Source organism: Micromonospora sp. FIMYZ51 (genome assembly GCF_038246755.1).
GTDB lineage: Bacteria > Actinomycetota > Actinomycetes > Mycobacteriales > Micromonosporaceae > Micromonospora.
Window position 1 is genome coordinate 1182902 of sequence record NZ_CP134706.1, and the last position, 20440, is coordinate 1203341.

Here is a 20440-nt window from a genome sequence, read left to right on the forward strand (position 1 = left end):
ACGATGGCCTCCGGGCCACTCGCCGTACCCGGTTGGTCGGTCCCAGACTCATCTGGTGAACAGAGTTGTCCGCTGGCACCCGGCGTGGATCGTCGCCGTGGTCGCGTTCGTTGCGCTGGTCGGCGCCGCCGGTTTCCGGGCCACCCCTGCGGTGCTGCTGCACCCGCTGCACGCCGAGTTTCGCTGGCCGCTGGCCACCATCTCCGCGGCCGTATCGGTGAACCTGCTGCTCTACGGGTTGACCGCACCGTTCGCCGCGGCACTGATGGACCGGTTCGGCATTCGCCGGGTGGTCGGTGCCGCCCTGCTGCTGGTCGCCGCCGGCAGCGGGCTGACCGTGTTCATGACGGCGAGCTGGCAACTCATCGCCTGCTGGGGCGTGCTGGTCGGGCTGGGCACCGGCTCGATGGCGCTGGCCTTCGTGGCGACGGTGACCGGGCGCTGGTTCGTCCGGCGCCGGGGGCTGGTCACCGGCGTGCTGACCGCCGGTGGGGCGGCCGGCCAACTGGTCTTCCTGCCGCTGCTGGCGATGCTTGTCGGCGCGTACGGCTGGCGGGCGGCGGCACTTGTCGTCGCCGGAGCGGCACTGCTGGTCGTACCCCTGGTGCTGCGGCTGTTGCGCGAGTACCCGGCGGATCTCGGGCTGCCCCCGTACGGCGGGGACGAGATCCTCGTACCGTCGAAGCCGGCCGGCGGGGCCGCCACCCGGGCGGTGCGGTCGCTGACCGCCGCCGCCCGCACCCGGCCGTTCTGGCTGCTCGCCGCCGGCTTCGCGATCTGCGGCGCGACCACGAACGGCCTGGTCGGCACGCACTTCGTGCCGGCCGCGCACGACCACGGGATGCCGCAGACCACGGCGGCCAGCCTGCTCGCGCTGGTCGGCCTCTTCGACATCGTCGGCACCATCGCCTCGGGCTGGCTCACCGACCGGTTCGACCCCCGACTGCTGCTCGGCGCGTACTACGCGCTGCGCGGCGGATCGCTGTTGCTGCTGCCCGGTCTCTTCGCGGCCAGCACCGAGCCGAGCATGCTGGTTTTCGTCATCTTCTACGGCCTGGACTGGGTGGCCACCGTGCCGCCGACGGTGGCGCTGTGCCGGGAGTACTTCGGCACCTCTGGCGCGGTGGTCTTCGGCTGGGTGTTCGCCGCGCACCAGTTCGGCGCGGCGGTGGCGGCGACCGGTGCGGGCCTGGTCCGCGACCAACTCGGCACCTACCACCTGGCTTGGTACGCGGCAGGGGCGCTGTCGGTGGGAGCGGCCGTGCTGTCGCTGATGCTGCTGCGACGGCGCGGCACCCGCTTCGTCGAGCCGGCACCGGTCGTCGCCGCACCGAGGGCCTGGAGCTACCGCGGCTGAGCACGCTTGTTCCTTGTTAAGAAGGGGCCCTTCCTCTACCCGAGGCGTTAATAGGGGGCCCTTCCTTACCTGCCTAGAGCTTCCAGCGTTGGGCGGGATTGCCGTCGCAGGGGGCTTGGACTATGTCGTCGCCGGGGCCGGTGCCGCCGTCGCGGACCTGCGCGCACTTGCCACTGTGTACGGCCACCAGCAGCATCGTGCCGTCGTCGACGGCCTGGAGGCGCCACTGCTGGTTGCCCTCGCCGTGGCAGCGGAACTGCTGCAACCGGGCGCCGTCGTCGGTGCTGATGCCCTCGACGTCGAGGCACTGGTTGTACGCGGAGTTGGTAAGGGTCACCGTGTCCGGGCCGAACGGGTTCACCACCCACTGTTGCTCTGGCCCGCCGTTGCAGGCGGCGAGTTCGGCGCCGGCCCCCTCGCCGCCGCCGTCGAGGCCGAGGCAGAGCCCCGAGCCGACTCCGTTGAGCACCTTGGGGCCGGTCAGCGGGTCGGGGGTGGGGCTGGGGGTCGGGGACGGTTCGGGCTCCGACGTGGTGGGCAGGGGCTCGTCCGCGGTCGGGCTCGGCTCGACCGGTGACGGGCTGCCGGCCGCCGCGCTCGGGGTCGGTGTCGACGCGGGATCGCCGCCGCTCAGTACGCCGGTGGCGAAGAGTCCGCCGGCCAGGATGCCGATCAGCCCGACCGCCAGTGCTCCCCGCAGCAGCGGGTCCCGGGGCAGCCCGCGACGGCGGGTGCCGTAGACGGTGCCTGACCCATCGGTTTCCGACATGCCCGCATCCTGGCTCATCGCGGCTGGCCTCGGCCAGCCGCCCCCTGGTGAGGGGACCGGAGACGAAACGCGAAAGGTCTTCGTTGGGTGTCCCACAATGGTCGGCGGTGGCGCGTAAAGTGAGCGCATGCGCGCCCTGCGTGATCATGAGCTGGCAGTTTCTCAGCTGCGACGGTCGTACGCGGCGGTGCCGTCGGACCAGCCGGTGCGGTTGGCCAAGCGCACCTCCAACCTGTTCCGCCCGCGCAGCGCGCCGCGTGCCCCCGGGCTCGACGTGAGTGGGCTCGGTGAGGTGCTCGCCGTCGACCCGGTCGCCCGCACCGCCGACGTCCAGGGCATGTGCACCTACGAACGGCTGGTGGACGCGACCCTCACGCACGGCCTGATGCCGCTGGTGGTGCCGCAGCTGCGCACCATCACCCTCGGCGGGGCGGTGACCGGGTTGGGCATCGAGTCGACCTCGTTCCGCAACGGCCTGCCCCACGAGTCGGTGGTCGAGTTGGACGTGCTCACCGGTGCCGGTGAGGTGGTCACCGCCCGCCCCGAGGGTGAGCACGCAGACCTCTTCGCCGCCTTTCCGAATTCGCTCGGCAGCCTCGGCTACGCCACCCGGCTGCGCATCGAGTTGCAACCGGTCCGGCGGCACGTGGCGCTGCGCAACGTGCGGTTCAGCAGCCTGACCGAGTTGACCGCCGCGATCGGCGAGATCACCGCCACCCGGTCCTGGGCCGGGCAGGTCGTCGACGCGATGGACGGGGTGATGTTCAGCCCCGACGAGGCGTACCTCGTGCTCGGGACCTTCACCGACGACGCGGATGCGGTCTCCGACTACACCGGCCAGGACATCTACTACCGCTCGCTGCGCCGCCGAGGGCAGGACGCGCTGCGGACGTACGACTACCTGTGGCGCTGGGACACCGACTGGTTCTGGTGTTCGGCCGCGTTCGGCGTACAGCACCCGGTGGTGCGGCGGTTGTGGCCGGCGCGGTGGCGGCGCAGCGACGTCTACCACCGGATCGTGCGGTTGGAGCACCGGCACCAGGTGGCGGCCCGGATCGACAGGTGGCGCGGCCAGCCGGCCCGGGAGCGGGTCGTGCAGGACGTGGAGGTCCCGCTGGAGCGCACGGCGGATTTCCTGCACTGGTTCGCCCGGCGGGTGGGGATGACGCCGGTGTGGTTGTGCCCGCTGCGGCTGCGCGAGCCGGCGGGCGAGGGATCGGCCCGGTCCTGGCCGCTGTACCCGCTCCGGCCGGGGCAGGACTACGTCAACATCGGGTTCTGGGGGAGCGTGCCGATCGCCGAGGGCGCCGCCGACGGCGACGTCAACCGGGCGATCGAGCACGCGGTGTCGGAGGCGGGCGGGCACAAGTCGCTCTACTCCGACGCGTACTACGACCGGGAATCGTTCGACCGGCTCTACGGCGGCGAGACATGGCGCGCCGTGCGGGACCGGTACGACCCGGAGCATCGGCTCACCGGACTGTACGAGAAGGCGGTAGCGCGCGCATGAGCCTGACCGATCGAAACCAGGGAGCGGCCGGTGCTCCCGCCACGCCACCGCCGGGGGGCCGGCGGCGTGGACCGACCGTGGCGGACGTCGTCCGGGCGGTCACCTCGGGTCCCCTGCCGGTACGCGTCACCGGGTACGACGGCAGCAGCATCGGCCCGGCCGACGCCGCGATCGGCCTGGTCATCCGTTCCGAGCGAGGACTGTCGTACCTGCTCACCGCCTTGGGTGACCTGGGCATGGCGCGGGCGTACGTCAGCGGGGACCTGGCCCTGGAGGGTGTGCACCCGGGCGACCCGTACGAGGCGCTGCGGGTGCTCAGCGGGTTACGGGTCCGCCCACCGGCGCTGGCCGAGGGGCTGGCGCTGGTGCGTGGGCTGGGCTGGGAGCGGCTGCTCCCGCCACCGGCCCCGCCGCAGGAGGCACTGCCCCGTTGGAAGCGGGTAATGGGTGGGTTGCGGCACTCGCGGTTGCGCGACAGCAGCGCCATCTCGCACCACTACGACGTGTCGAACGCCTTCTACGAGAAGGTGCTCGGGCCGTCGATGACGTACACCTGCGCGCTGTTCCGCAGCCCGGACGACACCCTGGAGCAGGCCCAGGCGGCCAAGTACGAGCTGGTCGCCGGCAAGCTCGCGCTGCGGCCGGGGATGCGGCTGCTCGACGTGGGCTGTGGTTGGGGCGGCATGGTCCGGCATGCGGCCCGCGAGTACGGCGTCAAGGCGCTCGGGGTGACGCTGTCCCGGTCGCAGGCGCAGTGGGCGCAGGCGGCGATCGAGCGCGAGGGGCTGACCGGGCTGGCCGAGGTGCGGCACATGGACTACCGCGACGCGCCCCGGGATCAGTTCGACGCGGTCTCCTCGATCGGGCTGACCGAGCACATCGGAGTGCGCAACTACCCGGCCTACTTCGGCTTCCTGCGGGACCGGCTGCGCCCCGAGGGGCGGCTGCTCAACCACTGCATCACCCGGGCGGACAACCGGGCACCGCACCGCTCCGGGGCGTTCATCGACCGCTACGTCTTCCCGGACGGGGAACTGGCCGGGCCGGGGCGGGTGGTCAGCGAGATCCACGATGCCGGGCTGGAGGTGCACCACGAGGAGAACCTGCGCCAGCACTACGCGCTGACGCTGGCCGGCTGGTGCCGCAATCTCGTGCGGCACTGGGACTTCTGCGTCTCGGAGGTGGGCACCGGCACCGCCCGGGTGTGGGGGCTCTACATGGCCGGTTCGCGGCTGGCGTTCGAGCGTAACGGCATCCAGCTGCACCAGGTTCTGGCGACCCGCAACGGTCCGCAAGGGGTGAGTGGTTACCCGCTGCGCCCGGACTGGCTGCCCTGACCTGCTGAGCTGACCTGGGCCGCGCCGGGTTCGCCGGCGCGGCCTTCGTCGTCCCCATTGACAAATAATTTTTGTACGTACAAACTTGTTTTTGCCATGAGAGACGTCCTGTACCTGGAGCAGATCGAGCAGGCCGAGGTGCTGCTCAAGCCGCAGCGCGTGGAGATTCTTCGCCAGCTGGCCGAGCCGCGAACCTGCACCGAGGTGGCCACCCGTCTGGAGCAGACGCCGCAGCGCGTCTACTACCACGTCAAGCAACTCGTCGCGGCCGGGCTGGTCGAGCAGGTCGACAAGCGCAAGGTCCGTGGCATCACCGAGGGGATCTACCAGGCCGCCGCCCGGTCGTACTGGCTCTCGCCCCGCCTGGTCGGGCGGATCGGCCTGCGCCGGGCCCGCGACGAGCTGAGCCTGGGCTACCTGTTGGACCTGATGGAGGAGGTCCAGGCCGATGTCGCCGCCCTGGACCGCACCGCACCGGAGCTGCCCTCGATCGGCGTCTCCGGCGAGATCCGCGTGCCGGCCGAGCGTCGCCAGGAATTCCTGCACGACCTTCAGTCCGCGCTACAGGAGCTGTTCACCCGCTACGGCGGTGCCGAAGGTGACGCCTTCAAGCTCGCCGTGGCCTGCTACCCGAAAGGGATCAACCGTGCCTGAGCCCATGATCATCCTGACCCGCCTCGCCGCGCCGGTCGCGCGGGTGCGCCAGGCCCTGACCGATCCGGCCGAGCTGCGCATCTGGCTGGCCGAACACGTCGAGGTCGACCTGCCGAAACGGTACGAGTTCTGGGGTCGCTACACGCCCGAGGGCGACGCGCCACATCAGCGGCTGCTGCGCGCCGACGACAACGGGCTGAGCTTCGCCTGGCTGCTGGACGGCGTGCAGACCACCACCGAGTTCACCCTGCACGCTGACGGGCCGGACGCCACCGTGTTGCGGCTGTCGCAGACCCACTTCGACTTCAACGACGTGGTGAACGGCACCAGCATCCGGGGTGTCCTCCAGACCTACTGGTACCTGACCACCGCCAACCTGGAAGCGCATCTGGCCGGCAAGCCGCTGCTGCCGAAGGTGGACTTCACCAGCACCGACCTGCGGGGCGAGCTGGAGATCGCCACCCCGGCCGACAAGGTCTGGGCGTCCCTCACCGACTCCGAGCAGGCCAGCGCCTGGTTCGGCCACCCGGTCGGGATCGAGCCCTGGGTCGGCGGCCGGTACGCGATGGGCGACTTCGAGAGCGGCTACGTCGCCCAGGTGGTCGACCTGGACCCCGGTCGCAGGATCTCCGTCGACTGGGGGCCGCCCGGAGTCGTCAGCTGGGAGCTGGCCGAGTCGCAGGGGAGGACCAGGCTGACCTTCGTGCAGAGCGGCTTCGACGAGCAGAACCCGCCGTACGCGGCCTGGGGCGGGTGGCTCTCCGGGCTGGCCGAGCTGCGCCGCTTCCACGAGGTCCCGGACTGGCAGCCGATCTGGCTGCCGGCGGAGACGCCCGCGGCCAGCTGAGCCCTACCCGATGGCGGGTCGGGGTGCGGTCACCCGATGACCGTGCTCCGGTCCCGCCGTCGTGGTTCAACCGGATGTCCGCGGGGTAATGGCGGGCGATGCTTCTCCTCTGCGGGCCGGCGACGTCTCGGGTCGGGCTTCCCTGATGGCCGAATTCATCCGCTGGTTGATCGGCCGCCAGCCGACGCCGCCGGTGCACAGCGTGCCCCGGCCGCCGTGCACGCCCGGGCGACGCCGGCAGCGCCGACGCCGCAGACCGGCCGCCGGTAGCGCGCTGCCCCGCGCGCCCTGGAACCGCTCCGGCCGGCGCTGATCCGAGCACTGACCTGGGCTGGCGGCGTCAGCAGCGCACACTACGCTGGGACGGCTGTCGGAACGGGGAGATTTCTTGCGCAACCACCCGGCGATCGTGCTGGTCGCCGTCCTGCTGTCCACTCTTGCCCTGCCGGTGTCGCTGACCGGCGCGGCGGTCGCCCTACCGGACATCGGCCGGGAACTCGACGCCGGGCTGGCCGCCGTGCAGTGGGTGATCAACGGCTACAACGCCACCTTCGCCAGTTTCATGCTCGCGGCCGGCGCGCTTGCCGATCTGTTCGGCCGACGTCGGGTCTTCGCCATCGGCCTGGCCATCTTCGCCGGGGGCGGTCTGTTCGCCGTGGTCGCCGACGACATCCTGCTGTTCAACGCGCTCCGCGCGGTTGCCGGTGTCGGTGCCGCCGCCGCGGCGACCAGCGCCGCTGCGATCCTCGCCGGAACCTTCCACGGCGCGGCGCGCACCCGCGCGTTCAGTGCCTTCGGTACGACGATCGGCGCCGGTCTGGCCTTCGGTCCGTCGATCTCGGGGCTGCTGATCGAGCTGTTCGACTGGCGGGCGGTGTTCGCCGTGCCGGCGATCGCCGCGCTGCTGGTGCTGGCCCTGGTGCCGTTGCTGCCCGAGTCCCGTCCGTCCGGCGCCGGACGGGTCGACTGGCCCGGCACCGTGTCGTTCACGGCCGCCCTGCTGCTGCTCATCTTCGGTTTCGTGCAGGGACCCGAGTTCGGCTGGGCCGACCCGCGGATCGTCGGCGCGTTCGTGGCCGTACCGGTGCTGCTGGTGATCTTCGTCCGGGTGCAGCGTCGCCGCGCCGACCCGATGTTCGACCTGAGCCTGCTGGCGAACCCCCAGTTCGTCGGCATCTGCCTGGCGGCAGCCACAATCGTCGCCGTGCTGGTGCCGTTGCTGGTCTACCTGCCGTCCTACCTCACCACGGTGCTCGGGCTGACGCCCGGCGCGGCCGGTGCCACGCTGCTGCTGCTCACCGCCCCCACCGTGGTGCTGCCGCTGCTCGGCGGCGCGCTGACCCGGGCGGTGCCGGCGACCCTGGTGATCGTCGTGTCGGTGGCGGTGGTGGCCGGCGGCGCCGCCTGGGCCACCGTGCTCGGTCCACAGGTCGGCACCGCCACGCTGGCCGGGCCGCTGCTGAGTATCGGCGTCGGGGTCGGGCTGTCGATCGGTCTGCTCGACGCCCTGGCCATCGGCAGTGTCGCGCCGCACCGGGCGGCCACCGGCGCCGGGATGATCAACACGTCCCGGCTGGCCAGCGAGACGATCGCCATCGCGGTGGTCGGGGCGGTGCTGGCCAGTACGACCGCCGGCCGGCTCGCCGATCCGGGGTTCACCGACGGGCTGCGTACCGTGCTGTGGTCGATGGCGGCAGTCGCCACCCTCGCCGTGGCGTCCACTGCCGTGCTGCTCCGGCGCGGCTATCGTGGCCAGTCGTGACGAGCAGCGAAGAGCGACTGGCCACGATCCGGGGCGGCGTACCGCCACGACGGCACAACGCCCGCACGATAGCGGCGCTGACCGGGAACCCGGGCTGCAACCGCCGGGCGATCCTGGACGGCGCCGGAGTGGACAAGCCACTGCTGGCCGAGCGGATCGGCTTCCCGGCCCGGTTCGGGCAGTCCCGGTTCGCCATCACCCGGGGCAACGCGTTCGAGGCGCAGGTGAAGGCCGACGGCGGGGCCGAGCTGCTGCGGCTGGTCGCCGAACGGCTCGGCGTACCGGTGCCGGCGACCGCGAGCTGGACGGACCTCGGCGGCGGCGAGGACATCGCCGGCCGGCAGCGGCGCTCGGCCACCCTGCTGGCCGCCGCCCTGGGCGCCGACGACACCGGGTCGGCGGTGCGCGCCGGCCGGGATCGGCAGCTCGATGCCGACGCGGCGCTCTTCGACCATCCGCTGCTCGGGCTGGACGTGGCCGGGCGACGGGTGTACCTCGAACCGGACCTGGTCGCGGCCCGGCTGGGCGGGCGGTTCCACGTGGTGGAGATCAAGTCGTTCGCCGTGGTCGACGGGCAGGCCGACCCGGCCAAGCTGGCCGCCGCGGCGGTGCAGTCCGCCGTCTACGTGCTGGCCCTGCGGGAACTGCTCGCGGCGCACGGTCGCGATCCCCGGCTGGTGTCGCACGAGGTGGTGCTGGTCTGTCCGGAGAACTTCACAAACCAACCGGTGGCGCACCTGCTCGACGTGCGCAAGCAACTGCTTGTGGTACGCCGACAGCTGGACCGGATGGACCGGGTCGACGCGCTGCTGGCCGCCGTGCCGGCCGACTTCACCGCGGCCCCGACGGTCGACGCGCCGACCCTTGTCGATTCGCTGAGCCGGGTGCCGGCCCGCTACACGCCGGACTGCCTGGCCAGCTGCGAGCTGGCGTACTTCTGCCGGCACGAGGCGCGGGGGCAGACCGGCACACTCGGCCGCCCGGTCCGCGAGGCGCTCGGCGGGATCGCCGAGGTCGACGAGGTCCTGGCGCTGGCCGGCGGGGAACGCGCGGCCGACCCGGAACGCGCGGAGGCCGCCGCGCTGCTCCGCACCGCCGCCCGCCTCCGCGCCGACGCCCTCAAGGCATGAGCGCGCGAATCATCCGGCTCGGTGTGCTGGTGCCGCAGGACGGCCCGCAGCGCAACCGGGTGCTGGCATGAGTACGCTGCGGGCGCTCGCCGCAGCGCAGGCGGTGGCCGCCGGGGTGGCCCAGCCGGTGGCCACCGTGCGGCACCTGCACCTGTCGACGCGACCGCTGGTGCTGGTGCCGTTGGCGCTGGCCGGCGAGGTGAACGCCCCACTGGCGGCGATTGTCGGTTCGGCACCGGGCGAGGGACGGCTGCTGATCGTGCCGCAGCCACGCAACCGGGACCAGCGGCTCGCATTCGTCGCCGAGCTGGCCGAGGTCGTGCTGCCGTACGTCCAGGGTCACCGCACCGCCACCGAGGCGGTTTCCGTGGACCGGGGACGGGACGTGCGGCTGCGTTACCTGGACGCACCACAGGTGCTGGTGCCGAATCCGGCCGGGGTGACGTTCCTGCGGCTGCTGGGTCGCGCCACCCGGTTCCGCCGGGTCGACGGGGAACACCCGGTGCCGCCGACGGTGCCGCTGCTGGGCCGGTGGCTGACCTTCCTCGCCGAGCGGGCCGAGCATCCCGGCTCCTCGACCCTGGTGGCGATGACGCAGGCGTTGACGCTGCACTGGGCGACCGGGCAGAGCGCGGTGGAGGACCTGCACCTGCCGGCGCTGCTCGGCTGGATCGCGCCGCCGGCCGGGCTGACCGGGGCCGAAGCCGCCGCCCGCGCCGAGGACCCGACGATCTGCCCGCCGGCCGGACCGGCCACCGATCCCGAGTTCGACAACCGGTTGCTCGCACCGGCGATCGAGGCGTACGCCGCCGCCGGGGACGACGCGGGGGCCCGGGTCGAGGCGTACGCGGAGTTGGAGCGGCTGCTGCGGGATCAGCTGACGCCCACCTGGGAGCTGATGTGGCGCGGCGTCGGGTTGCTGCGGGCCCTGCCGCCCGGTGCCCGGGTGGCCAGCCGCTGGGACGGTGACCGGGACGCCTTCACCGCGCACGCCGAGCACGTCGACGGCGGTGGCGCGCCGCAGCCCCGCCGCGACGGTGCGGTCGGCGCCGCCGCCCGGCTGCATCGCCTGGAACGGGCCGCAACGAGCTACGCCGTTCAGCGCGCCTACGACGATCCGCTGGTGATGGCGGAGTACCGGCTGACCGGTGAGGCGTTCGTCGGCGAGGTGGTGTTGGCCGATCCGACGCGCGTCGACGACAGCGGCCGGCGACCGGTGCTGCGCCCGCGCATCCAACTGCTGACCACCGATGCGGTGCTGGTGCCGGTGGGAGCGAGCCTGTTCAGCCCGGCCCGGCCGGGGCAGAAGGCGCGGGTGGTCTTCGTGACCCCGGCCGGGGACGGGAAGACCGAGGTGGTGCTGGAGCTCTCCGGCGGGATGGGCCGGGGCTTGACCGCCACCCCCGGCAGCGTGCCCGAGGTGGGGCAGCGGCTCTGCTACACCTCGCTGAGCGAGGCGTACGTGCCGGGTGGGACGTTCCCGGCGGTGGAGGAGACCCCGTGGACCCACGGCGGCCCTCCCGCAGCGGCATCCGCCGACCACACCTCCGGTCGCGACGAGCTGTCCGGCGAGGAGTGGGCGTAGCCGGACCGTCGATGCATGTGGATCGACGAATGGTCCGTCGGATTGTGGACTTGGACCGGACGGCCCTGGTAGAACGGGTGTACCCGTGGCTAGGCTTTCGAAGTTTGCCAGGACCGGGCCGCACCGTCGAGGATGCGGTACGAGAGAGAGCCGGAGCGATCGCGGTGTCGCGAGAGGACGTCGAGCAGGCTGCCGTGCGGTCGTCCGAGCCGAAACGGGCCGGTCGGGCGGGGCTGCTCGGGGCTGGCGCGGTCGTTGCCGGCGAGGCGCTCTGGCTGGCCTTGGACCTGCCCGAGCCGGCGCTGGTCAGCGACCTCAGCTCGGTCACGGTGGCGGCCTGGGCCGGGATGGCCTGTGTCGGGGCGTCCCGCCGGCATCCGGCACCGCTGCGCCGATTCTGGTGGCTGCTCGCGGCCACCCTGGTACTCGCGGCGGCCGGGCGAGCACTGTGGACGGTGCAGCGGCTGCTCGGCAACGACCTGCCGCACACGCTGCCGGTCGGGCTGCTCTTCGCGGCCAGCCTGGTCGCCGGCACCGCGGCCATCCTCTGCTCGGTCACCGCGCCGCGAACCGGGGTGGGGCGGGCCCGGACCCTGCTCGACGGGGTGATCGTCGGGCTGGCGCTGGTCCCGGTCGGCTGGGTGTTGATCTTCAGGACCGTCTCCCTGGCGGACCTTGACGAGCCGCTGCGTACCGCCGGGCTGCTCTACCCGATGTTCGACCTGATGCAGCTGACCATCCTGGTCGTGGTGATCGGTCCCGGTCGGCCGGTGTGGCACGGGTTGACGCTGCTGGCCGCGAGCCTCTCGATCCGGGCGGTGGCCGACACCATCTACGTCTCCTGGGTGGCCGCCGGCACCTACCAGCCCGGCACGCTTGTGGACGTGCTCTGGCCGGTGAGCTACCTGCTGATCGGCGTGGCGACCCGGCTGCCCGCACCGGCGCACTTCGACCGCCCGGACGAGTCCGGCGAGCTGCCGCTGCCGCCGTGGTGGCGGGTGGCGTTGCCGTACCTGCCGGTGGGCGGGGCGATCGTGGCGACCCTGTTGTCCCGTGAACCCGGCGGGCACACCCCGCTGCCGGTGTTCCTGACGATGATGACGCTGCTGGCGGCGCTGGCGTTGCGGCAGAGCCTGGCGGCCAACGAGAACCTGCGCCTGGTGGCCCGGCTGCGACAGCTCGCCTACGTCGACCAACTCACCGGACTGCCCAATCGGTTGGCGTTCACCCGTCGGCTGCGATCGGCCCTGCGCGGGGCGAAACCGGTCGCCGTGCTGCTGCTCGACCTGGACGGGTTCAAGCAGGTGAACGACCGTTTCGGGCACACCACCGGCGACACCCTGCTGACCGGGCTGTCCCGCCGGATGCGCCGGGCCGTGGCCGACGACGGCATGATCGCCCGGATCGGCGGCGACGAGTTCGCGGTACTTGTCACCGGCGATCGACCGGCGGTGCCGGAGCGGCTGGCGGAACGGCTGCTGGCGGCGCTGCACCCGTCGGCCGGCGAGGAGGTCGTCGGGGTGCATCCGTCGGCGAGCATCGGCATCGCCGAGTACGGGCCGCAGCACATCTCCTACACCGACCTGCTGCGCGACGCGGATATCGCGATGTACGCGGCGAAGGCGGCCGGCAAGTCGGCGTACCGACGGTGCACGCCGCTGCTGCGCGAGTCGGCGGTGGGCCGGGCGGAGCTGATCGCCGACCTGCGCCGAGCGGTCGACGAGGGGCAGTTGCACCTGGAGTTCCAGCCGATCGTGGACCTGGCCACCGGGGCGGTACGCAGCGCGGAGGCGCTGGTCCGCTGGCGGCATCCGCAGCTGGGCATGCTCAGCCCGGCCCGGTTCCTGCCGCTGGCCGAGGAGACCGGGCTGATCCTGCCGATCGACCGGTGGGTGATCCACGAGGCGTGCCGGGCGGCGGCCACCTGGCAGGACCGCATCCCGGCGGCGACGGTGGCGGTGAACATCGCCGCGTCGCACCTGCGTCGGCCGGATCTGATCGCCACGGTCACCGAGGCCACCGCCGGTGCGGGGCTGGCACCGCGGGCGTTGACCCTGGAGCTGACCGAGTCGGCGCTGATCGAGGGGAGCGACGCGGTGCTCGACCGGTTGAGCCAGCTGCGGGAGCTGGGCATCCGGATCGCCATCGACGACTTCGGCACCGGATACTCGTCGCTGAGCTACCTGCACCGGATCCCGGCGACCGAGCTGAAGATCGACCGGTCGTTCGTGGCCCGGATTCCCGAGGACACCCGGGCCTATGCCACGGTGGAGATGGTGACCCGGCTGGCCGGGGCGTTCGACCTGGCCGTGGTGGCCGAGGGGGTGGAGACCGACCGGCAGCACGAGGCGGTGGCCGCCATCGGGTGCGTGCAGGGGCAGGGCTACCGGTACGGGCGGCCCGCCGGGCTGGGTGAGTTGCGTACCGTACTGGCCAAACGCCGCCCGCCCGGGGTGACCGACGTCGCAGAATCGGGGTTGACCCTCACCTAACGGCAGGCGGGACCGTGGTTTCCGGAAGGGAGGGAACCATGGCGTACACGGTGGGTCAGGTGGCGCAGTTGGCCGGCGTGACGGTCCGGACGTTGCACCACTACGACGGGATCGGGCTGTTGTCACCGAGCGGGCGTACCGCCGCGGGCTACCGCCGCTACGACGAGGCGGACCTGGAGCGCTTGCAGCTGATCCGGTACTACCGGGAGCTGGGGTTCCCGTTGGAGCAGATCGCCGAGATCCTCGACGACCCGGCGAGTGACCAGGACGCGCACCTGCGCCGCCAGCACGAACTGCTGACGGTACGGATCAAGCGGTTGCAGGAGATGGTCACGGCGATCGAGTTCGCAATGGAGGCGAGAAAGGTGAACATCCGACTGACCCCGCAGGAGCGGTTCGAGGTCTTCGGTGACTTCGATCCGGAGGCGCACGCCGAGGAGGCGGAGCAGCGCTGGGGCGGCACCGACGCGTACCGGGAGTCGAACCGGCGCACGTCGAGCTACACCAAGCAGGACTGGCAGCGAATGAAGGACGAGACCGAGGACTGGGGGCGGCGGATCGTCGCCCTGATGGCCTCGGGCGAGCCGGCCGACGGTCCGGCGGCGATGGAACTGGCCGAGGAGCACCGGCAGCACATCAGCCGGTGGTTCTACGAGTGCTCGTACGAGATCCACACCGGGCTGGCCGACATGTACCTGGCCGACGAGCGGTTCCTGGCGCACTACGAGGCGTTGGCGCCGGGGCTGGGCAGGTACCTGCACGAGGCGATCCACGCCAACGCGATCAACCGGGCGTGACGACGGTACGGGGTGGCCCGAGCGGTCCACCCCGTACCGCAAATCACGGAATCGGGAATGTCGGAGCGGGAGAGTATGACTGGCGGGTACGCCTTACTGATCTCCGGAGGTCCGCTGTGTTGATCGTCGCCGGCACGCTCTACGTCGACCCCGCCGAGCGGGACGACTACCTGGCCACCTGCGCCGACATCGTCGGCCAGGCACGCGAGGCGCCCGGCTGCGTCGACTTCGCCATCAGCCCGGACCTGGTCGAACCGGGCCGGATCAACGTCTACGAGCGGTGGGAGTCCGAGGAGCAGTTGCTTGACTTCCGTGGCTCCGGTCCGGAGCCCGAGCAGCAGGTGGCGCTTGTCGGCGCCGAGGTGCACAAGTTCCGGATCAGCGCGGTCGAGTCGCCCTGAGCCAGCCGGCGCCGCCGCCTCCGGAACCGTCCGGGGTTTGCTCATCTCGTGCATGAGGCAAAACCACCATCTCGTCCTTTTTGGTCCACCGATCGGGTAATTCATCCCTAGTCGGCCGTGCCATCGCGGTGCTCGACGCCGTTAACACTGTGACACCCCATCTGGTGGCCTGCGGTTGGTGGCATGCGCGGCGAAGGAGTCGGCGTGGCAAGGACTGATTCGACGGGTTCGACATGGCGGTACCGGTGGGCGCGCCGGCAGAACGAGCGGCGGCTGCGGCTGTTCCGCAGCGACGAGGAAGCCTGGCGGCGACGCGACGAAGAACTACGCCGGTTGCGTACGCTCGCCGAGCGTTGTCACGGGTCGGTCGCCGCCGGAGCCGGTCTGCCGCTGGAACTGGCCCCCGACGAGAGCGTGCTGCGGGTGGTGCCGGCCGCCCAACTGGTCGAGGTACGGCACACCGCCGTGCTGCCCGCCCCCGATCTGACCGTGGGCCCGTCGAACAACCGGCTGCGGCACCGCCTACCCGACGGGGTCCGGGTCACCGACGCCGGGATGGCGGTGATCACCAACCGGCGGCTGGTCCTGCTCGGCGGCCGGGGGCGGCGGGACTGGGCGTACGGTCGGATGACCGGCCTGGCCCACGACCCGCAGACGCCGGTCACGCTGATCCAGGTGCTGGATCGGCGGCATACCTCGGGGGTGCTGCTGCCCATCGACGCGGCGTCCGAGTTCCGGTTCGTGCTCACGCTGGCCTTCGCCGACGCGATCGAGCAGCGGCACGTCGTCATCGCGCAGCTCGACGAGCTGGCCGCCGAGCACGCCGATGCCCGCCCGTCGCGGCCCGGCATCGCCACGCCCGGCCAGGCCCGGTTGTCGGCCCTGATTCCCGGTGGCCGGCGCACCGCGGTGGTCGCCGCCGGGCTGGCCGTGACGGTGCCGCTGGTGCTCGCCAACGTCGGTCCGGCGGACCCGACCGGCCGGGAGACCGCGGTCGCCGCCATCCCCCCGCCCGCCGCGACCACCGCCGCCAAGGCGCCGGCCACGAGCACGTCGAAGCAACCGGCGGAGCGCACCCCGACCCTGGGCAGCTCGAAGACATCGGCAGCGGGCAGGCCGGAGGCGCCCGGCGTCACCGGCGGGTCCACGCCGCAGCCGGTTGGCTCGAAAGCCGAACCCCACTGTGGCGCGCCCGCCAACCCGTTCGGCTACGGCTTCTGCGCGGGCGAGAAGATTCGTGAGCCGGCCCGCGAGGTGTGCGACCACTTCGACTGCGTACCCGGCTTCTGGGAGGGGCGGGGCTACCTGGTGGAGTGCGCGAACGGCAAGGTCAGCCTCGCCGGCGGCAGCCCCCGGGCCTGCGGCCAGCACGGCGGGGTACGCCGCACCCTACTGGCCTGACCGCCGGCAGACCTGGCCCGGGTCTCCCGGCTCGGCCACCCGGCTGCCCTCCCGGCTCGGCCACCCGGCTGCCCTCCCGGCTCGGCCACCCGGCTGCCCTCCCGTTGGTGCGGTCGCCGGACTCACACGGCTGCGGGGCTCACGCGGTGGGCGCGCTCACTCGGGTGCGTGGCAGACCGCCTCGACGTTGTTGCCGTCCGGATCCCGAACGAACGCGCCGAAGTAGCTGGCGTGGTATTCCGGCCAGACCCGTGGTGCGTGCAGCACCTGGGCGCCCGCTGCCACCGCCGCGTCATGGAAGGCCCGCACCGCTGCCCGGTCGGCAGCGGTGAACGCGATGTGGCTCTCCCGCTCGGCCGCGCCGCCCGGGCTGAGCCAGAAGTCGGGTCTGCTGTCGCCGTAACCGACGGCCTCGGGGTATTGCCGCAGCCGTCGGGCGCCAAGCGTGGCGAGGACGGCGTCGTAGAAGGCGAGGCTGGCGTCGAGGTCGCGGACCTGAATGCCGAGATGATCGAGCATCTGGTGGCTCCGTCAAGGGCGGGTGAACGAACCGGTACGGGCCCCGACGCTAGCGCCGGGGTCTGACAGAACCGGCGGTACGCACGTCACCCGGCAGGTCGTTGCCGGGGCCGGTCGGGCCTGGTCTGATGGGCGGTCATGGGAGTCGTCGAGGTCAACCGCACCATCGACGCGGTGTGGCGAATCGAGTCCGGGCGGGTGATCGCCGCCCTGGCCGGGCTGGTACGCGATGTCGGCTGGGCCGAGGAACTGGCGCAGGACGCGCTGGTCGCCGCGCTGGAGCAGTGGCCCCGGGTCGGCGTACCGGCAAACCCGGGTGCCTGGTTGACCACGGTGGGTAAGCGCCGGGCGATCGACGCGCTCCGCCGTCGGCAGGTGCAGCAGCGCAAGGTCGCCGAACTCGGCCGCAACCTGGGTGCGGAGACCTTCACGCCGGACTTCGACGCGGCCTTCGAGGAACGGATCGAGGACGACCTGCTCCGATTGATCTTCACCGCCTGCCATCCGGTGCTGACCCCGCAGGCCCGGGCGGCCCTGACGCTGCGGATGGTCGGTGGGCTGAAGACCGAGGAGATCGCCCGCGCGTTCCTGGTACCGGAAGCCACAATGGCGCAACGGATCACCCGAGCCAAGCGGACGCTCACCGAGGCGAGGGTGCCGTTCGAGGTACCCGACGCGGCCGAGCGAGAGAATCGGCTGGCCAGCGTGCTGGAAGTCAGCTACCTCATCTTCAACGAGGGGTACGCGGCGACCGCCGGGGACGATTGGCTGCGCCCGGCGCTCTGCGAGGACGCGCTGCGGCTGGTCCGGATCCTTCAGGGCCTGATGCCGGACGAAGCCGAGGTGCACGGGTTGGCCGCGCTGCTGGAGATCCAGGCATCCCGGACCGGGGCGCGTGTCGACGCCGACGGTGAGCCGGTGCTGCTGATGGAACAGGACCGGCGGCGCTGGGACCAACTGCTCATCCGCCGGGGCCTGGCCGCGCTGGACCGGGCCCGCGCGGCGGCTGGGCAGGCCGGCCCGTACACCCTCCAGGCGGAGATCGCGGCCTGCCACGCGCGGGCGCACACCCCCGAGGAGACGGACTGGGCGCGGATCGCGGCCAACTACGCGCAGCTGGCCCGGGTCGCGCCGTCGCCGGTGGTGGAGCTGAACCGGGCGGTGGCCGTCTCCTTCGCCGAGGGCCCGGCCGCCGGCCTGACCCTGGCCCGCCCGCTGGCCGACGAGCCGGCGCTGGCCCGTTACCACCTGCTGCCTGCCGTGCTCGGCGACCTGCTGGCCAGGTTGGGCCGCTACGCCGAGGCCGCCGCCGAGTTCACCCGCGCCGCCGAGTTGACCGGCAACCTGCGGGAACGGACGCTGCTGCGGGACCGGGCCGCCGACTGCGCGGCGGGGATGCCGCCGAGCCGCTGAGCAAGCTCGCGGAGAAAAATCCGGCCGCTATGTCGTATCCCGGTCGGGTCGCTCGACGCGTCAGCGAGAGCCGGTGCGACGGGCCGGCCCGACAGACCAGACACCGGCCGGCAGGACGCGGCACGGATTGGGAGAGGACGATCGATGCGCTTCATGATCATGCACAAGCTGGACGAGCACCGCCCCGAGCTGTGGCAGCCCGACCCGGCCTTCATCGCCCGGATGGGCGCCTTCATGGCGGAGGCGAACCAGGCGGGGGTGCTGCTCGCCGGTGAGGGGCTGCGGCCGAGCAGCGTGGACGCCGGCCGGATCACCGTCGCCGGTGGCAGGACCACGGTGACCGACGGACCGTACGCCGAGACCAAGGAACTGATCGCCGGGTTCGCGCTGGTGCAGGTCCGGGACAAGGCGGAGGCGATGCACTGGGCGCAGCGCTTCGTGGACGTCTTCGTCGAGGCCGGCATCGACGTGGAGGTGGACGTCCGTCGGGTCACCGAATGGGAGGACGTGGCCGGTTAGGGCCTGCCGCGACGCCCCGGATGAGCGTCGCCGTGCAGCTGCACGGCGACGCTCATCAGCGTCGGCGGATGGCGGTGCTCATCCGCGTTGGGTGGCGGTGCCTCAGCGTTGGGTGGCGGTGCCTCAGCGTTGGCGGGTGGCGGTGCTCATCCGCGTTGGGTGGCCGCGCCTCAGCGTTGGGTGGCGGCGTGCGCGGCCAGGCGGGAGAGCGCCGGTACGGCGGCGAGCAGCCGCTCCCGGTCCGCGGCGTCCAACTCGGCCAACGCCGTGGCGAGCAGGTCCCGCCGATGCCGCCCGTACGCGGCGATCCGCTCCCGCGCCGCCTCGGTCAGCCCCAGTCGGACGGTACGCCGGTCGGCCGGATCCCGCTCCCGGCTCAGCAGACCGGCCGTGGTCAGCTCGCCGACCAGGGTGCTCACCGTGTTCGCCGCCGTGCCCAGGCGTTCGGCGGCCTCCCGGACGCTGATCCCGGGCTGCCGCTGCACCAGCCGCAGCACCTCCGCTTGGGCGTCCGGCAGAGCGACCCGTCCCGCTCGCTGGCTGGCCGTACGGCGCAGCACCCGGTGCAGGTCGCCCAGGGCGGTGCTGAGTTCGCCGAGCGTCTCATCCGTCACAGTGTGACCCTCTCCGGCTGAATGCCTCTGTAGGCAGAGCTATCGTAACCGGATGCCGCAGACCGCCATGCCCGCCGCCGCCACGCCGGAGCGGGTCACCGCACCCACCGGCCGGGCCGCCCTCGGGTTGCTGGTGCTGCTCGGCAGCCTCACCGCGATCGGGCCGCTGTCGCTGGACACGTACCTGCCGGCGCTGCCCGAGATGACCCGCGACCTGGCCACCAGCCAGGCACAGATCCAGCTTTCCCTGACCACCTGCCTGATCGGCATGGCCCTCGGGCAACTCGTCACCGGCCCGCTCAGCGACCGCTGGGGACGGCGGCGACCGGTCCTGGTCGGCGTCGCCGCGTACACCCTGTTGTCGCTGGTCTGCACGCTTGCGCCGTCCGCCGAGACGTTCGCCGCGGCGCGCTTCTTCCAGGGCTTCGCCGGTGGCATGGGCACCGTCGTGGCCCGCGCCGTCGTCCGTGACCTCTACGCCGGCCGGGCCGCCGCGAAATACTTCTCCCGGCTCGTACTTGTCTTCGGCCTCGCCCCGATGGCCGCCCCCGCCTTCGGCAGCCTGCTGCTCGGATTCGGCAACTGGCGCGGCATCTTCGTCGCCCTCACCGTCATCGGTGCCCTGCTCGCCACCGCCGTCGCCTGGCGGCTGCCGGAGACCCTGCCCGCCGCGCGACGCAACACAGGTGGCCTGGCCGCCACCGCCCGCGCCGGCCGCGCCCTGCTCACCGACCGCGTCTATCTCGGGTACGCGCTGACCCAGGGCCTCGCCTTCGCGGGACTGTTCGGCTACCTCTCCGGCTCCTCGTTCGTCCTCCAGGACGTCTTCGGTCTGTCCGTCGGGGCGTTCAGCCTCGTTTTCGGGGTCAACGCCCTCGCCTTCGTCGCCGTCGGCCAGCTCAACGCCCGGCTGCTCGACCGGCACGACCCCCGCCCGCTGCTCATCGCCGGTCTCGGCATCGGCCTGCTCGCCGCATTCGGCCTGCTCGCCGGGGCGCTGCTGGACGCCCTGCCCCTGGTCATCGGCGCGCTCTTCGTCTTCCTCGGCTCGCTCGGCCTGGTGATGCCGAACGGCACCGCCCTGGCCCTGGACCGGCACGCCGCCCACGCCGGCACCGCAGCGGCGCTGCTCGGCGGCATCCAGGCCGTGGTCGCGGCCGGCGCCGCACCGCTGGTCGGCCTCGGTGGGGAGGGCAGCGCGCTGCCGATGGCCGTGGTGGTGGTCGGCGCGGCGGCCGGGTCGCTGCTCGTCGTGCTCACCCTGGCCCGCCAGCGCTGACTCAGGCCGGCTTCTCGCTGGCCAGTGCTGCTGACAGCGCTGACTCACGTTGGC

The 20440-nt window shown here is 72.5% G+C and carries 18 protein-coding genes; 15 read left to right on the top strand and 3 right to left on the bottom strand.

Translation table 11 applies throughout. The features are described from left to right. Positions 1-55: 55 nt before the first annotated feature. On the top strand, positions 56-1357 hold the full coding sequence (locus QQG74_RS05630; RefSeq protein WP_341719226.1) for an MFS transporter: 1302 nt from the start codon (positions 56-58) through the stop codon (positions 1355-1357). Between the two features lie 73 nt (positions 1358-1430). On the opposite strand, the gene QQG74_RS05635 is transcribed toward QQG74_RS05630, so the two are convergent. Continuing rightward, positions 1431-2126: an RICIN domain-containing protein gene (locus QQG74_RS05635; RefSeq protein WP_341719227.1), complete on the bottom strand. Its 696-nt coding sequence runs from the start codon at positions 2124-2126 to the stop codon at positions 1431-1433. Between the two features lie 127 nt (positions 2127-2253). Between QQG74_RS05635 and QQG74_RS05640 the strand changes: the two genes are divergently transcribed. The 11 genes from QQG74_RS05640 to QQG74_RS05690 all read left to right on the top strand — a co-directional run bounded on the left by QQG74_RS05640 (position 2254) and on the right by QQG74_RS05690 (position 16042). Continuing rightward, positions 2254-3636 carry an FAD-binding oxidoreductase gene (locus QQG74_RS05640; protein ID WP_341719228.1) on the top strand — a complete coding sequence of 461 codons (1383 nt, stop codon included), beginning with the start codon at positions 2254-2256 and terminating at the stop codon, positions 3634-3636. Next, a complete protein-coding gene (locus QQG74_RS05645; RefSeq protein WP_341719229.1) occupies positions 3633-4973 on the top strand; it encodes a class I SAM-dependent methyltransferase in 1341 nt (446 codons plus the stop codon). Before QQG74_RS05640 ends, QQG74_RS05645 begins: the two co-directional genes overlap by 4 nt. 96 nt (positions 4974-5069) lie before the next feature. After that, the gene (locus QQG74_RS05650; RefSeq protein WP_341719230.1) at positions 5070-5627 is read left to right on the top strand and encodes a helix-turn-helix domain-containing protein; all 558 of its coding nucleotides are present in this window, start codon (positions 5070-5072) and stop codon (positions 5625-5627) included. After that, positions 5620-6474, top strand: a complete 855-nt coding sequence (locus QQG74_RS05655; RefSeq protein ID WP_341719231.1) for an SRPBCC family protein — start codon at positions 5620-5622, stop codon at positions 6472-6474. Before QQG74_RS05650 ends, QQG74_RS05655 begins: the two co-directional genes overlap by 8 nt. 388 nt (positions 6475-6862) lie before the next feature. Then, the gene (locus QQG74_RS05660; protein WP_341719232.1) at positions 6863-8236 is read left to right on the top strand and encodes an MFS transporter; all 1374 of its coding nucleotides are present in this window, start codon (positions 6863-6865) and stop codon (positions 8234-8236) included. Further along, entirely contained in the window at positions 8233-9366 is a 1134-nt protein-coding gene (locus QQG74_RS05665) for a hypothetical protein (RefSeq protein WP_341719233.1), read from the top strand. Before QQG74_RS05660 ends, QQG74_RS05665 begins: the two co-directional genes overlap by 4 nt. A gap of 67 nt (positions 9367-9433) precedes the next feature. Next, positions 9434-10951 carry a hypothetical protein gene (locus QQG74_RS05670; RefSeq protein WP_341719234.1) on the top strand — a complete coding sequence of 506 codons (1518 nt, stop codon included), beginning with the start codon at positions 9434-9436 and terminating at the stop codon, positions 10949-10951. Positions 10952-11115: 164 nt separating this feature from the next. After that, positions 11116-13443 (top strand): EAL domain-containing protein, encoded by a 2328-nt coding sequence (locus QQG74_RS05675; RefSeq protein WP_341719235.1) that lies wholly within the window; start codon positions 11116-11118, stop codon positions 13441-13443. Between the two features lie 38 nt (positions 13444-13481). Then, on the top strand, positions 13482-14240 hold the full coding sequence (locus QQG74_RS05680; RefSeq protein ID WP_341719236.1) for a MerR family transcriptional regulator: 759 nt from the start codon (positions 13482-13484) through the stop codon (positions 14238-14240). Between the two features lie 116 nt (positions 14241-14356). Continuing rightward, on the top strand, positions 14357-14641 hold the full coding sequence (locus tag QQG74_RS05685; RefSeq protein ID WP_341719237.1) for an antibiotic biosynthesis monooxygenase family protein: 285 nt from the start codon (positions 14357-14359) through the stop codon (positions 14639-14641). Between the two features lie 204 nt (positions 14642-14845). Next, positions 14846-16042, top strand: coding sequence for a hypothetical protein (locus QQG74_RS05690; protein ID WP_341719238.1), 1197 nt, complete (start codon positions 14846-14848; stop codon positions 16040-16042). Positions 16043-16198: 156 nt separating this feature from the next. Here the strand turns inward: QQG74_RS05690 and QQG74_RS05695 are convergent, their stop codons facing one another. Next, positions 16199-16561, bottom strand: coding sequence for a VOC family protein (locus tag QQG74_RS05695; protein WP_341719239.1), 363 nt, complete (start codon positions 16559-16561; stop codon positions 16199-16201). A 138-nt stretch (positions 16562-16699) separates the two neighbouring features. On the opposite strand from QQG74_RS05695, the gene QQG74_RS05700 reads away from it, so the two are divergent. After that, positions 16700-17974, top strand: a complete 1275-nt coding sequence (locus QQG74_RS05700) for an RNA polymerase sigma factor (protein ID WP_341719240.1) — start codon at positions 16700-16702, stop codon at positions 17972-17974. 144 nt (positions 17975-18118) lie between these two features. Continuing rightward, on the top strand, positions 18119-18493 hold the full coding sequence (locus QQG74_RS05705) for a YciI family protein (RefSeq protein WP_341719241.1): 375 nt from the start codon (positions 18119-18121) through the stop codon (positions 18491-18493). Between the two features lie 170 nt (positions 18494-18663). Here the strand turns inward: QQG74_RS05705 and QQG74_RS05710 are convergent, their stop codons facing one another. Continuing rightward, positions 18664-19107: a MarR family transcriptional regulator gene (locus QQG74_RS05710; protein ID WP_341719242.1), complete on the bottom strand. Its 444-nt coding sequence runs from the start codon at positions 19105-19107 to the stop codon at positions 18664-18666. A gap of 52 nt (positions 19108-19159) precedes the next feature. On the opposite strand from QQG74_RS05710, the gene QQG74_RS05715 reads away from it, so the two are divergent. Beyond that, positions 19160-20386 (top strand): multidrug effflux MFS transporter, encoded by a 1227-nt coding sequence (locus tag QQG74_RS05715; RefSeq protein WP_341719243.1) that lies wholly within the window; start codon positions 19160-19162, stop codon positions 20384-20386. Positions 20387-20440: the final 54 nt, after the last annotated feature.